The sequence below is a fragment of the Bradyrhizobium sp. genome, from assembly GCF_049519115.1.
GTDB lineage: Bacteria > Pseudomonadota > Alphaproteobacteria > Rhizobiales > Xanthobacteraceae > Bradyrhizobium.
Genome location: NZ_JBEKRB010000091.1, coordinates 1 through 14,021, shown reverse-complemented (window position 1 = coordinate 14,021; position 14,021 = coordinate 1). Strand labels below are relative to the sequence as shown.

Below are 14,021 nucleotides of genomic sequence, written 5' to 3'. Positions count from 1 at the left end.
GAGCGTGTTTGTGCAGGTTTACTTGCAGTCCTCCAACTTCTCACTGCTGTTTGCGACTCGACGATCGCAACTCCGCAACTCAGACCTTTCAGTACTTTCAACCTCTCGCGTGGTCATTCTCGCGGTGCTTATCAGCCGATAGATCGGCATTCATCGACGAGAATGGAGATGGAGGAGGGCGCGCCTCCGCAAGGCGGGCTAAGGTGCGCTAGAATTCGTTGTTGGAGTTCTCGAACTCGACGAACCGCTTATAGATCCAATGTCGGCCGTTGTGACGTCGCCAGACCCTTCCACACACCACACCCCTGGTCACTGCTCTACGGGGAACGAACACGGTCCACAAATGCCAGACATACGCCCAAGCTGGCCTTCGCTCCGGACCCGACGCTTCGATGATTTGGTTCTCTTGGGTTTGCACGCGCGGGGCACAGCTCCTTCGTATAAAAAGAACAACGCTGCGAAGCGGAGTAGGGTCGCTTAAGCACACCTTGCCATACGACACACCTGGACCGAATATTTTCCGGTGCGCTAGAAAATAGCTGGTCACTCTCACGTCGCAACTTCTGCTTGTTGTTAAACTTGATATGCGCTGCAAAAGTTAAATCGGGAACCGGACGAGCAGTGATGCATCGGCAAAGATGCTTACGAAAATGAACGCGACGCAGGCTCGGCACTCAGCGAACGCTTTGTCGCGGAGAAAAGATCGAGGCGACACTGATCAGGCGGAGGTTCGGTCTTGCGGAGCTGCAGCCGGTGTATCTGCCTTGTGGTCGAGCTGTACGAGCACATCGGGCTGCTCCAGTGATAGACGCTCTTGGTTCACCACGAATGTCGCGTGCTGTTGCTCCGACCACTTGTGGGACGAGACCGAACGGATAACTACGGTTATTTGGCCGTTGTCTTCGATCTGACGACGTGATGGTGCGGCTGCCTCGCGACTGCCGGCCTCCTTGCGAAGCTTTAGGCGCTGCAATGAAAGCCTGGCGCCAATGCGGAGCAAAACAATTGAGGCCCAAGCGGAAAACATCTGGTTCGATAAAGCTTTGACCAGTTTTGGCGCATATTTAGATCCGCTTCGCACTGACGAACGGAGAAATGAAGGACCGCAAGTTCTGGCGAAAAGAGCAGCCGATCGAGAGCTCGCCAGTAACGTTATGCAGTTAGCTTAATGCGGCACATTTGTTGAAAGGTTGAGCGGATTGACTATCAGTTGAGGCACCGAACAAGTTCGCCGAGGCCCGGGTCTGCGGCCAGCAAAGCCGTCAAGCAAGCATAGTTTCGCTTCGCGGCATTGTCCGAACAGAAGGTTTTGTGATGATCCGCATACGACGTTCGTCGTTCAGGGACGATTGTCAATCGATCGGCGAAAGCCATAAAGAGATGGACGACGCGTCTGCGAATTTTACTCAAACCACCAACCAGGAAGAAATAACCGCGCATAGCGAAACTTGCGTGCGCGGATCCCGGCTCCTGGCCCGATTCAGACTTCCGGCGATGTCAGATATCGGACGCGCGCCAAGCGGCAGCGTCCCGATCAAGACGGAAGTGGTAAGTTCAGGCAAAGCCAACGAACGGCAATTCCTGAGTTCATCGTTGAATAGAGCTGTTACCGTTGTTTTTGTCTTGACCGGAACAGCGTCGGCCGCAGTTTCCCAGCTAAACGCGATGTCGGCCGACGTTATCCGGAAGCCGACCGAGATTCGCAACGTTGTCGATTATCCCAAGACGGAAGACGAATATGCGCCGATGCAGGAAAAGGAACCATATAGAGGCATCAAAGTTGAACGCGACATCAGATATGGGCCGGCTGAGCGCAACCTGCTCGACGTGTTCGCATCGGTAACGGATTCAAGCGCGCAACCCGTGCTGATCTTTGTTCATGGCGGAGCATTCGCCGCTGGGGACAAGCATGCTGCCGGGAGTCCGTTCTACGACAATGTCGCGCTCTGGGCCGCGAGACACGGCTTTATCGGCATCAACATGACCTATCGCCTCGCACCGCAGTCTCGCTGGCCAGCCGGCGCGGAGGACATCGCACTTGCTGTGAAGTGGGTCACCAACAATATCGGTAGCCGCGGCGGTGATGGATCGCGCATCTACCTGGTGGGTCACTCGGCCGGCGCGACTCATGTCGCCAGTTATGTCGCGCATCCCGAATATTACCGGACCGAAGACGGCGGGATCAGAGGCGCCATCATGCTCTCCGGCCTTTACGATCCGACAGCAAGCGCGCTTCGCGCTCCCGAAAGGGCCTATTTCGGCGACGATCCCGGGCGCTATGCGGAACGGTCCTCGATTGTGGGTTTGGTCGTCGCCAAAATTCCGCTGATGATCGTCACGGCCGAGTTTGACGCGCCCGTCTTCTTACGACAATTCGATCTATTGAAGGACGCCGCGTGCCAGGGTCCAAACGGATGCATTCGCTCAGTGGTGCTGCTAGGCCACAACCACATGTCCGAAGTCTATTCGATCAACACCGCGGACACGCGGCTCACGGACCAGATTTTGGATTTCGTGAATAAGGACAAATAATGGGGGTTGTTCAGCGCGGGGCCATTGCGTTGGACACGACATATTTGGTTTGCGACTGCCCATTTTGGCCGTGAGAACAGGTTAAGTTGGATAGACCGCGCGCGGACTTCAGCGCACCTATCGATCTGCACTAGCGGAGGAGGCAAAGGCATTTCTTACGGCCGCAGACAATTTTGCCCAGCTGCAGGATAAAGATCCATCCTCGCAGGATTTCGAACGCTCAACTGGTGGCCGCTTGGCCGGAAGCGGGATTTTCGGTGTCAGGGCCAGTAGGGGACGGACGTCTTGGCGAGCAAAGGATCGGTGCTCCTGGTCGGCCAGCGCTTTCGCAAGAACCGATGAAAGAAGTTCCTTTCGTTGGGTGGCGAGAAACTCCAAGTAAGCGCGATCGATTTGTTTGCGCTCGTCTTCGGTCGGGTTCGGACCCGCAATGCCGAAACTCCGATTCTGCATAAAGTCGAAATAGGTGTACCCGCCGCCCGCTTTCCGACGACCCGCAAAGCGCTCGCCACAGTGCGAAGCCAGCTTCGAATATTCAATGCTGGAAGAGGCCGTGGATTGGGCCTCCTCTATGCAATCCTCATAATCTCTTACACTGTTGGGCTCTAAACTACGCCATATGGCAGCAGCAGCGAGCAGAACCAGGATTGCTACCGCCCGCTTTGGAGGTCCGGGCTGTCCCATATATGCATCCAACAATCACCCCATCGATTCGTCATAAGTATGAAGGAAGCGGCGAAAGGCGTTGCTAAGTTTGCGACAGTTTGCACTATTTTGCGTCGCGGGTTCCGTCATTTTGGCGGTAATTTCGCTGGCTAATACCGTGTCGACTAATAGTAATCCATTTGCCCAAGAGTGATCAGTATCATGGTGCGTTCCTTACGAGCTGCTGCAACTTTGGCGTCGCCGCCGCGTTGGCCTGTTCGATTTTTGCTGTGAGCTGGGTAGGCCTTGCTTTGCTCGGCTATGAGGGCGGGATGGTCTTTCGACTTACTCGAGCGCCGTGCCCCCACTATTTGAGCAGCGAACTCGCCGATCACCGGTGCAGGCGAGCGGGCGGTCAATCTTGGGACCATGCGGTCAATCTTGGGACCATGAAGGCCCGCGGCCTAGGGGGGCCGCGGATGCTACGTACCCACGCGGTAGTTGAATAAGATCTATTGGTGACATGTGATGAGACCAGAAATGGCAAGTCTATCTGGGCTTCCAGTTCTCGATCTATTGCGTCTTGCACTCGGAATAGAACTGACCGTTGTCGGCCAGCAGCCGCTCCAAGCATTGCCGGGGATCAGTGGCCGAGCCCGCTACAGTGAAATCATAGGCGAGGCCTTTGAGCACAAGCGCGTAGCGCCCCGGCGCCAATGGAATCTCCGGATTTTCGCTCCTGACTTCATACATGTCATGGTTGTCACTTCTCGGCGCCGTTCGATACGGAGTCGAAACATTGCGTATAACCCAATTGTCATCGACACTTGTAACGACCTGCTTGCCGGCCTTGTAGCTCATTTCCCTCTCGATCTTGGCCATGAGCCGAACCTCGGCATGATCGACCGCATTGGTCCCCGAATCCCGACGATAAACGATAAAGGTCAGGTGACCGTCCGGCAACGTCGTACGGCTATCCCTCGTGATGAGGGCCGAAACGGCAACGCGCGGATCCGGCGCTCGCCCCGGCAACGCATCGAGTTCGTAAAGCTTGTCATCGCTAATGGCATAAACGCCAAAGGACGATGGGAGACCCGGCGCCGGCGCGGCAGGCGCCCCTCGTACTGATGCGGGTTGCGGTGGAGGAGGGGCGTCCACTTTCGGCAAGATTGGCGTGGGTTGATTGACGACGATGTTTCTCTTGGCTCCAAGCAGATCCAACGAAGCGGTCGCAAGCGCGACCGCAAGCCCTATTGCGAGGACCGGGGCGAACCCCCAAACTGCCTTGAAACGGTTGGGCCTTTCCCGAGGTGGCGGGAGCCGGACTTCGATTACCGGAGAACGAGGTTGCACAACGGGTGTGACATCTTGGTGCGAAAAGCCGGCCGATATGAGCGACTTCTCCTCGGGCACACCCAGCTGCGGCAGAACCGCTTCTCCGGCTTCCTTCTTTTTGTGGAATGCTTCCACACCTTGGATGGCAACCTCAAGTGATTTGGAAAGCTCTCGTCCGTCCGCAGGACTTTCCGATGTGCATAGCTCCCTCAAATTGTGTCGCGCGAGCTCGTAGATTGCAGCGCGCAGGTACTCCGGATTTTGCCTGATCGAATCGATCACGCCAGAAAGCACGAGCGCAAATTCAACCTCTTGGGTCGGAGATGGGACGGCATCCTCTGGTCGCATTGTTTCCGAGCCCATGGAACTTCGATCCGCGTCCGATTGGTGGCCATTCAATTTGATGCCGTAAGCTCGCGGTTGGCAAGGGAACAAGTGTCGAGGCGACGTTGCTGACTAGCTTCCCAGACACGCCGCCGTCGCGGCGATGCCACGGCCTTTACTCCGTCGATTTCCCGTACGATTTACCCGAAATATGACTCTAGATCTTTCCACTCCTGCAAGCACCGGCAATCTGCGCCATTTGGCATGAGGACCGGGATTGTCGAGAATCACGCAGCTCCCAACAATTTTGTACCAATTCGTGTTGATCTCGCTAGCCGGCCGGATGACGTGATAAACGCCCGGGAGAATGCACTCCCAAGTTTGTGATCCTTGCAGGCTAGAGTTGTCACCGTCTATTCTGTGTGTCCATCAACTTGCGTGACCATCTCCATCGCCTTGGCCTCTTCGTCGGGGGGCGCGTCAGGGAGCCCCGCTTGATGGCGCCGCCCCGCCGCATCTCGCCAGTGGTTGTGTCGACGGTCAGACCTCCGGTCCAAGGGGCGGTGAGTTCGAGACGCTCTCCATATTCGCGCGCATCGTGGAGCGATTAGAAAGATTTGTGCTTGCAGCCCGCTGCCTGGCGCTCACCGGCGAAACGCGCAACGGTCCAATTGATTAGCGGCTCCTCGATCTTTGAGCCAGGCTGTACAATGCCATTGTGGTCGTGATCAATGAATGTCCAGTATTCGAGCCGTTGGCCGGTGTAACAGCGCCCGTCGACATACCTCTCCGTCACGGCCGGGGTCACGATCGTATCCGTCATCCCCTGTGCAATTAGTAGGGGCGCCGCGATCGGCTTGCTGGCTGTATTCTGAGCTATTCTCGCTGCGAGCATTGGGTTGTTAGCTGTTGCGAGGGCCGGCCCCTCGAATGTCTTCAAAAGCTCCGCGAATTTCCGTGCATCCTCGGCCGGCAAAAATCCGCACAACTTGGTCATTTCACGGGCGGCTGCGAACACCTCGGGACGCACGGCCTGCTCGAACTTGATGTCAGGATAAAAGCGGCTGTAAGACGAAGCCACGTACGGACCGAGCCAATGGTCGAGTTCGACGTTCGCTGAAAGCAACGCCGTCATGTCGGCGCCCGGCGCGATGGCTACGACCCCGACAATCTTGACATCTGGCGCATAGCGCGGACCGACGATGCCGGTCCAGAGCGCCGATTGGCCACCTTGCGAGTGTCCCCAAACCGCTGCTCGATCGCTGAGTTTGAGTTCCGGCATCTTGCGCGCGGCGCGCACCGAGTCGAGACCAGCGCGTGCTTCGCCTTCACCGAGGAGATAGGGATGCGGGCCGTTCTTCTCGGCGAAGGAATAGTCGGTAGCGACAATCACCCAGCCCGCCTTGACGATGCGGTCAACAGCGGGAATGCCCCGCGTCGGCGCCGAGAGGAGTGAGGGCATACACTTTTGCAACAAGCCAGTGGTGCCGTGTTCCCAGATAATCACAGGCCGAGGTTTTTTGGGTGGATCAACCGGCGTAAACACGGTCGCCACCGCAGTGATCGGCGTCTTGTCATCGATTGTGGTCGTGTACTTGATACGCCAGCCACGCATGCCGGTCGGCAAGGTCACGTCCTCAAGCGGCTCGCTCCGCAATAATGTGCCGGGCGCCCCGGTGACTTTAGCCGGCGGATCGTAGAACGCATCCGGTGCGCGAATGCTGAGGCCCTCTGTCTGAGCCAATGCATCAGAAAACGTGTAGATGCCTACAAGCGCAACCGACCGTACAATCCAACGGATCAGCCCACGGTGCGGTATGACTCTCATGGCGTCAATCGTCCGCAATCAGTCCTCAAAAGCCGGCAGCCTTTAATCCGATACGTGCAATCGCATCAGCCTGAGAATACCTTGCGCAACAGCAAGAACGAGGAACGAAATAATTCGGCTTGCGTCAATCGCGGTAAGTCTAGCGCGCAGATCCGTCCTGCGCCAAAAGCCGTCATCAATGCCGGCGGGACCTCTTCAACTGCCAGCGACGTGACTGTCGGCACGCGGGTCGCCGTGTTGTCGAGAAGTACAAGGAGACCGTCGCTGTCGCAGACAGCCGCCTCAAGCGCGACACAGAGGAGAAGGCGCTGCCGCCTCTCGTCCTTTCTAATGGCTTGAGAAGACGACGATGGCTAGGGTTAATAATATGTCGGTTCCAACCGAAGGAACTCTGCGGCGAAAAACGTAGTTAATTCAATTTATTTAATTCATTTTCTCGACTTTATATGCTTGGATGGAAAGGTGGATCATACAATCGTAAGGTGGAACTTTGGAAAATTCATCGCGTAGGCTCTTCATCAAGAGTTCGGCAAGTCTAGCAGGAAAAATTGCAGCTACAGGCGTGGTGAGCCTGCCCTTCCTGGCATCGATGTCCAAAAAAGCGCGGGCAATGGGCGGCAATTGGGGAGGGTGGAACCCTCCGGGAGGCAGTAACCCTTCGGGAGGCAGTCCCGGAGGTGGAGGACATTGTTTCGTTCGCGGAACGCTAATCCGAACTTCAGAGGGTGAAATCCCGGTTGAGGACCTAACAATTGGCGCTGTCGTTGAGACCCTCAACGGGCCACTACCCGTCAAGTGGATTGGTCGACAAAGGTTCACAAAGAACAGCGCCTCATGGCACTGGAGCGTGGCTCCCATCCGTGTCGCTCGTTTCGCCCTGAGCGATCAGTATCCACGCCGCGATTTGTACCTTTCTCCTCGCCATAGCCTCTTTATGGATGGCTTTCTCATTCCGGTTGAATGGCTGGTGAACGGAAAGTCGATCGTGCTATCAACTTCGGACGACTGCAACGTCGTCGACTACTTCCACATTGAATTGGAAACGCACGAAGTTGTTTTCGCCGAGGGAGCACCCGCAGAGACGTTGCTGATCACCAACGACCGCGAGCACTTTGCGAACTTTGCAGAATACGAAAGACGATATGGAGCTGAGGCGGGGGGGGCGATGAAGCCGTTTGCCCCGATTCTCGAATATCGAGGTACTGCTGGCGAATTGGAGCGGCTGCTTCGGTTGGCCGTGTCGCCTGTCCTTGACATTCGTGATCCAATCCAAAAAGCACGCGCTCGAATTGCGGCTCGGGCCGACTTGATTGAAACAGAAGTTGTCTAACTGAGGACCTCTCGGCATCCGGCGGCATCCCAGCTCGGGGGCCGCCGGTCTCGAGGGTCGACATAGACCCAAACTGATTTCATCTGACGATCCCAAGGCTCTGCAAGCGCTGGCTGGGCAGGGCCTTGCCAACCATCCATGCTTTCAGCATGGCGATGCGCCCACTGGGCTCTCTTCCCCCTTTCTCTGCTGCTCCGAGCTCGCGCGATATTGCAGTCTGCCACCGTTTTTCTTTGGTCAGCAAAGCGATCACAGTTCAGCCGCATCGCGAGGACGTTCGTCGAGCAGCCGATGCTGACGAGCAGCCGGCCATACGAGCCAATCACGGTTGGACTGCACGAAGCCGGTCACGGAGACCAGGCGGCATAAGGGCATCTGCAAGTGAAGCGGTACAGTTCCGCCTTAAGAAGCTCGTGCCGGAGCAGGTCCACCGACGAGATTTAAGGATGCGGGTAGATGGCGTGAGGCTAGTGCTAGGGTCGACTGGGTGGCCCCCGGGCACTTACCCTAACATCGAAGCTAGCGGGCAGGCGTGGCAAGCTTAAATGGTAAGGCGGTATTCCTGCAACCCCCCACGTTGTATCGGCAAGGACGACATTTGGTCGCTGGGCGAGGCCTTTCTGTTGGTCGCCGGGCGAGACCTTTCTGTGCTATTCCCAACAAGGGGCGCGTTGCGGCTAGTGAGTGCGCTGCCATGTTTGATCGGGTAGTCGATGTCATTTTGATTTTTGGCTTCCCACTGGGGGTTCTCGTCGGCTACGCTTGGCGAGATCGCATTTCTCGTGCGCGCCGCGCCCGGTATCTGGCAGAGCGAAACAGGGCGGCACGTAATGGATGAAGCGGCCCTTCCCCGGTGGCGGATGCGGAGGAGAAGCCTGTTGGCGTCTCTGGTGGGTCTGAGGAATTGCAGATCGGGCAAGATGCGCCGGCGGCCCCGCAGCGGCAGCGGGCACACGGATGCCTTTGCAAGAACGCTCTAGAGCAGGCTGTTGAAGAAGTCTTTGAACGGCGCGCGATGAATGGGGATGTTGTCGCCGTTGAGGAGGGAGATCTCCCGTTCGAGTGAGCCGTCATCCTTTAGTTCGGCCCAACTGTCACACCGCCGCCTGCACCACCAGATCATTGATCGATTTGAGTGTCTCGGGCGTGAGCCGATTGAAGCCGCGGTGAAATGCATCGTGTCGGGGTACAGGTAGACAATAAAAGTCCGTGAACTGGCGCAGGGTGCATCCGTCGGCAATCCGTTCACGTAGTTCGCGATAATTCCAGTTCTTGATGCGCATCAGAACCAGCGAGCGCAGGATCTGCTGCGGTGTCAGGCCGCTGCGACCAGTCTGCGCGAGGCGGCAAGCACAAGGTCCGAGCTTCTGGACACAGCGTGGCCTCGAGCGCGACGGGCGCCGAAACTGATATGGCGAATAAGCAGCCGCACTGGCCCGAAGCACCGAAAAGCAAAACCAGTGCAACTCGGCCAATAGTTCCCGCCGTCAAGCGAACCGTCGCAATCGAATAATTAAAACGTTGCTTGCCGAGCCCTTGGTCGCCTGAATTTATCGAAGCGCGCGAAATCGCGCTCAAGTTGGATATGGCCAAGATCGAGATAGGCGAGCAAGGCAGTGGTCGGCATACCGGCGGGTCTCATACCATCAGTCGACCGCATTCGGCGGCTTGGCAACATAATCGCCGACCCATTCTTGGATGGTTCTCCGTGCAGACAATGATGACAAGCGGAACCTTTAAAACTCAGCTTAAAAGCCGCGGAGTGCCTTCGGTTGGTTGGCAACTGGGTTAATTTTTGTCGCGTGAGAAATATTGTAAGCGTCAAGCTCACGTCTCCATTTTTGGCAACGCGCCGAGGCCCGGCATCGCGCCAATTTTTGTCCCGCGAACCGCAAGAAAGATGGGAAAGTCTCGCCATTTCGTATAGACTCACGTCCGTAAAGGGGGTGACAGCCATGTTTAGTGGCGCCTTGATTGCGTTTCTTTGCCTACCAGCATTTTTTATTTTTGTTTGGTTTTCAGAAGTATTGGCAGGATATGTCGTTTTGCTCAACGAGAGGGTGCCTCCGGTCGCGGCGCCCCGCATGCGGTCCCACAGAACGGCCGTCCTAATTCCTGCCCATGACGAGGCGACGGGAATACTTCCCACCATCCGGGACGTTCAGGCCCAACTCGGGCCCAATGACCGCATCCTCGTGGTTGCGGACAATTGTAGCGACGACACTGCTGCGATAGTCCAGGCAGCGGGTGTCGAGGTGATAGTTCGCGCTGATCCGGCGCGGCGTGGCAAAGGCTATGCGCTGGAATTCGGTGTGCAGCACTTGGGTCTGGATCCTCCTGACGTCGTAATCATCCTCGATGCCGATTGTCGGCTCGGGGAGAATTCGCTGCACTACCTGTCGGATCGTGCAATAGACAGTGGGCGCCCGGCGCAGTCGCTCTATTTGATGTTAGCGCCCAAGAATGCGCCGACAGACCAAGGAGTGAGTCTTTTCGCCTGGCGCGTCAAAAACTGGATCAGGCCGCTTGGCTTGAAGCTGTTTGGGTTACCAACACAGCTCTTTGGTACCGGGATGGCCTTCCCATTCAGTCTGCTTTTGGGCCGCGACCTGGGGAATAGCCGGCTGGCGGAGGATACAGCTTTGGGTATTGCGCTGGCTTCAGCGGGCTATCCGCCGATTTTCGTGAGCGAAGCCAAGGTCTACAGCTACTTTCCTACGTCGCAAGCTGGCAGCGAACAGCAGCGTCATCGATGGGAGAAGGGGCATATCGACAATATTGTCGATTTGGTGCCAGGGGCGCTCGCGAAATCCCTGCGCGAAGGAAACCCCAGCCTGGCAACGCTCGCGATCGACATGGCCATACCTCCTCTGTCACTCCTTGTGCTTGTTGCGGGCCTCTGCCAGATCCTTGGCGGCATAGCATTCGTGCTCGGTGCGCCGCTTGCCGTCCTTGCCATTCCGTCGTTGAGCACCCTGCTTCTCGCGCTCGGAACGGCGCTTGTGTGGACAGCTGTCGGTTCCGACGTGCTGCCTCTTCGCGAATTGCTCCATCTTCCCCTGCACGTTATCAAGAAATTGCGCTTTTATCACAAGATCTCGAGCGGGAAGTCGGTCTGGATCAGGACCGATCGCAATTGAATGTGCCGGCGAGTCGGATGAATGGAAGTTGTAAAGGATGGCATGATGTCTGCGCGTGCGCCTGAGAGCGCAAGTACGAAGGCGGCGTACGAGTTCGGATTTCTATTAGAACAGTCTCTCGGACACGTCACACACACTAAGAATCTTCTCGTTAATGTCGCGCGTGATCCCGAGGTGCACGCGCATTGGGGCCTGATTGACTTTCAGGCCACGGGAATAGCGGGAAGGATTCCAGTCTACCGGAACAACTGGACGGTACGAGCAGGTACGCGCGCTTACCGTCAGGTTGCCCGCATGAATCGAAAGACCAAGCTTGACGCGCTGTTCTTCCACACACAGGTGCCGGCCGTGCTCGCCCAGCGCTGGCTTCGCAAAATTCCGGGCATCGTTTCTCTCGACGCCACTCCACGTCAGTACGATGAGTTGGGCGCATTCTATAGACACGAGCAGGGACCAGCGTGGCTGGAGGCTTGGAAGTGGCGTTTGAATTGCGACTGCTTCAAGTCTGCGCGCCGACTCGTTGCGTGGTCAGAATGGACAAAGCACGGCCTCGTGCAGGATTATGAGGTGCCTGCCGACAAAATCACGGTCATTCCCCCTGGCGTGAATGTGGATGAATGGCGTCGACCAACTCCACGCGTTCCTCACTCCGATCCGGTTAAGGTCCTCTTCGTTGGGGGAGACCTCGAGCGCAAGGGGGGCCTAGTGCTCCTAGAGGCCTTTCGCTCGCTTCGAAACCTGGGGCTCGAACTTCATCTGGTAACCAAGGATCGCGTGCCGCCAGAGCCAAATGTTTTCGTCTACAACAACCTTGAAGCTAACAGCCAACCGCTGAAGGATCTCTACCATACTTGCGATATTTTCGCCCTGCCTACGTTTGGAGATTGTCTGCCAATGGTGGTCTCAGAGGCAGGGGCCTCCGGAATGGCAATCATCTCTACAAATGTGGCGGCGATCCCCGAGATTGTCCGCAACGGAGATACGGGTCTGACGGTTCCTGCGGGGGATGCCGCCTCTTTGACGCAGGCACTCCGGGATTTGGCGACCAATCCCGCTCTTCGCGTGACCCTCGGTGAACACGCCATGGCCCACGTAACGCGTCACTACGACGCCCTAACCAATGCGAGCCGGCTGCTCGGCCTGCTCAAGGCGGAGGCCAACGCTGCTCGTGCAGAAAAGCTTGCTACTTCGATGGCGCGCTTCGCTTAGTGCACGCTTCACGGAGAGGCGTGCACACACGTTGTTGTGTTTGTGTGCAGATGATTGCGTGTGCAGGATTATGATTGGTAAAATTCAGGCCGTATCGAGAATGGCGGCGGGAAAAAAACGATAAATTTTTGCACGCATAAGATGAACAACTCGGACGATTTCGGACCTGTCGCACCCATCGAAGATGAGCAGCAGTTGGATGCGCGTCTAATGTACATTGATATGGTAAAGCGCTGCGTCCTGAATATACCATATGTCGACGCCGAGCTTAATCCAATCCAGCCATACGGCAAGCTCAGAAGCGCTGTCCTGAGTGCCTTCAAGATAATGAATGTTCAACTCGCGCATCTGAGGCGCGGAAACTATGGGCGACGATTATCTGGTCACGACTTTTCCGACATTGCGCACTCGATGCTCAGCCTTAAGCGTCTCGACAATCTTCAATTGTGCGTTGAGAGTGTTATTCGCGAAAATATACCTGGGGACCTAATAGAAGCCGGGGTCATGCGTGGCGGCGCGGTGATTCTGATGCGTGCAATTCTGCGAGCATACGGGGTCCAAAATAGATCGATTTGGGTTGCAGACTCCTTCGAGGGACTTCCAGCGCCAAATCCGACGAAATATCCTGCTGACGCGGACGCACGATGGCATCTGCGGCCATTGACCGAGGTGAGTGTCGAGCACGTGAAGCGAAACTTCGAGCGCTACGGCCTTCTCGACGATCGAGTAAAGTTCCTGCCCGGCTGGTTTCGTGACACCTTGCCGAACGCGCCGATAAAACAGCTCGCTGTGCTGCGCCTCGACGGGGATCTCTACGAGTCAACAATGGATGCGTTGGTGCCGCTTTATCCGAAATTGGCGCCAGGAGGCTTTGTTATCATCGACGACTATCGACTTCCGATGTGTCAGCAGGCGGTCAAGGACTATCGCGCAAGAACTGGAATTGTCGAGGAGATTATCGCAATTGATGACGACGCCGTATATTGGCGCAAGACCCAAGGTGCGTAGCTCGCACGAAGTTTTTTCTGCTTAAATTTAAATAATGCTCTTTTCAATCCTACGACAAGCTGATTAAAGGGAGGGAGCATAAAGTTTCCGTCGGGACTCGTGTGATCGAACTGACTGATTTGTGGCAAGGTTTCCGCGCGTATTTTAACCTTAGCCCGTTTTTAATGGTTAACGATTGGAGGCAACGCTTGCCTCTGCCAGCGTCCCTTTTTAGAATCGGTTAAATATATTGGGGCGAGCCTTTAAATATATTGGGCGAGCCGTGGAGCAGGGGAACCCAGTGTCCTCGGGTGGTATCGTTGAAGGTTTGAGTATCTCTCCACTTTCGCTGGCGGAGACAGCGGCGCTTGTTTGCCACAACGCGGGATCTGAGGCGGCGCAAAATGTTTTCACGCTGAACCTCGACCATGTCGTCAAGATGCGCAAAAGCGCGGCTTTTCGTGCAGCTTACGGACGGGCAGGGTTGGTCACGGCGGATGGCTTTCCGATCGTGTTGGCCTGCAGTCTGCAAGGTAAGCGTATTGGCCGCGTCGCGGGATCAGATCTGATCGCTCCAATCTGCGCGGAGGCAGCGCGATCCGGTAAGTCCGTCTATTTCTTCGGGTCGAGCTTGCAGGTGCTGATCAAGGCGTCGCGGCTTCTCCAAAAGCGCAATCCAGGCCTGGCGATC

General features: G+C 56.4%; 10 protein-coding genes. 6 read left to right on the top strand and 4 right to left on the bottom strand.

The annotated features are described in order from the left end of the window. The first annotated feature begins 1,494 nt into the window (after window positions 1-1,494). On the top strand, window positions 1,495-2,532 hold the full coding sequence (locus ABSE61_RS33655; RefSeq protein ID WP_423875492.1) for an alpha/beta hydrolase: 1,038 nt from the start codon (window positions 1,495-1,497) through the stop codon (window positions 2,530-2,532). 117 nt (window positions 2,533-2,649) lie between these two features. Here the strand turns inward: ABSE61_RS33655 and ABSE61_RS33650 are convergent, their stop codons facing one another. The 3 genes from ABSE61_RS33650 to ABSE61_RS33640 form a co-directional block, all read right to left on the bottom strand. Beyond that, complete coding sequence (locus tag ABSE61_RS33650) at window positions 2,650-3,216, bottom strand: hypothetical protein (RefSeq protein ID WP_423875491.1); 567 nt, start codon at window positions 3,214-3,216, stop codon at window positions 2,650-2,652. 534 nt (window positions 3,217-3,750) lie between these two features. Continuing rightward, window positions 3,751-4,875 carry a hypothetical protein gene (locus ABSE61_RS33645; protein WP_423875490.1) on the bottom strand — a complete coding sequence of 375 codons (1,125 nt, stop codon included), beginning with the start codon at window positions 4,873-4,875 and terminating at the stop codon, window positions 3,751-3,753. Between the two features lie 568 nt (window positions 4,876-5,443). Continuing rightward, window positions 5,444-6,664 (bottom strand): alpha/beta hydrolase family protein, encoded by a 1,221-nt coding sequence (locus ABSE61_RS33640; RefSeq protein ID WP_423875489.1) that lies wholly within the window; start codon window positions 6,662-6,664, stop codon window positions 5,444-5,446. A gap of 589 nt (window positions 6,665-7,253) precedes the next feature. On the opposite strand from ABSE61_RS33640, the gene ABSE61_RS33635 reads away from it, so the two are divergent. Further along, on the top strand, window positions 7,254-7,994 hold the full coding sequence (locus tag ABSE61_RS33635) for a Hint domain-containing protein (protein ID WP_423875494.1): 741 nt from the start codon (window positions 7,254-7,256) through the stop codon (window positions 7,992-7,994). A gap of 1,094 nt (window positions 7,995-9,088) precedes the next feature. Here the strand turns inward: ABSE61_RS33635 and ABSE61_RS37150 are convergent. Next, the gene (locus ABSE61_RS37150) at window positions 9,089-9,277 is read right to left on the bottom strand and encodes a hypothetical protein (RefSeq protein ID WP_490338385.1); all 189 of its coding nucleotides are present in this window, start codon (window positions 9,275-9,277) and stop codon (window positions 9,089-9,091) included. 672 nt (window positions 9,278-9,949) lie between these two features. Here ABSE61_RS37150 and ABSE61_RS33625 point away from each other — a divergent pair. The 4 genes from ABSE61_RS33625 to ABSE61_RS33610 all read left to right on the top strand — a co-directional run. Then, entirely contained in the window at window positions 9,950-11,134 is a 1,185-nt protein-coding gene (locus tag ABSE61_RS33625; protein ID WP_423875488.1) for a glycosyltransferase family 2 protein, read from the top strand. 21 nt (window positions 11,135-11,155) lie between these two features. Next, the gene (locus ABSE61_RS33620; protein ID WP_423875487.1) at window positions 11,156-12,343 is read left to right on the top strand and encodes a glycosyltransferase family 4 protein; all 1,188 of its coding nucleotides are present in this window, start codon (window positions 11,156-11,158) and stop codon (window positions 12,341-12,343) included. 141 nt (window positions 12,344-12,484) lie between these two features. Further along, the gene (locus ABSE61_RS33615; RefSeq protein WP_423875486.1) at window positions 12,485-13,351 is read left to right on the top strand and encodes a TylF/MycF/NovP-related O-methyltransferase; all 867 of its coding nucleotides are present in this window, start codon (window positions 12,485-12,487) and stop codon (window positions 13,349-13,351) included. A 229-nt stretch (window positions 13,352-13,580) separates the two neighbouring features. Continuing rightward, window positions 13,581-14,021, top strand: a 441-nt coding sequence (locus tag ABSE61_RS33610) for a WecB/TagA/CpsF family glycosyltransferase (RefSeq protein WP_423875485.1), incomplete at its 3' end; no start/stop codon positions are given.

Bases quoted from the DNA above. Each gene is read 5' to 3' on its own strand.
- ABSE61_RS33655 (WP_423875492.1), top strand. From the start codon at position 1,495: ATGTCAGATATCGGACGCGCGCCAAGCGGCAGCGTCCCGATCAAGACG.
- ABSE61_RS33650 (WP_423875491.1), bottom strand. From the start codon at position 3,216: ATGGGACAGCCCGGACCTCCAAAGCGGGCGGTAGCAATCCTGGTTCTG.
- ABSE61_RS33645 (WP_423875490.1), bottom strand. From the start codon at position 4,875: ATGGGCTCGGAAACAATGCGACCAGAGGATGCCGTCCCATCTCCGACC.
- ABSE61_RS33640 (WP_423875489.1), bottom strand. From the start codon at position 6,664: ATGAGAGTCATACCGCACCGTGGGCTGATCCGTTGGATTGTACGGTCG.
- ABSE61_RS33635 (WP_423875494.1), top strand. From the start codon at position 7,254: ATGTCCAAAAAAGCGCGGGCAATGGGCGGCAATTGGGGAGGGTGGAAC.
- ABSE61_RS37150 (WP_490338385.1), bottom strand. From the start codon at position 9,277: ATGCGCATCAAGAACTGGAATTATCGCGAACTACGTGAACGGATTGCC.
- ABSE61_RS33625 (WP_423875488.1), top strand. From the start codon at position 9,950: ATGTTTAGTGGCGCCTTGATTGCGTTTCTTTGCCTACCAGCATTTTTT.
- ABSE61_RS33620 (WP_423875487.1), top strand. From the start codon at position 11,156: ATGGAAGTTGTAAAGGATGGCATGATGTCTGCGCGTGCGCCTGAGAGC.
- ABSE61_RS33615 (WP_423875486.1), top strand. From the start codon at position 12,485: ATGAACAACTCGGACGATTTCGGACCTGTCGCACCCATCGAAGATGAG.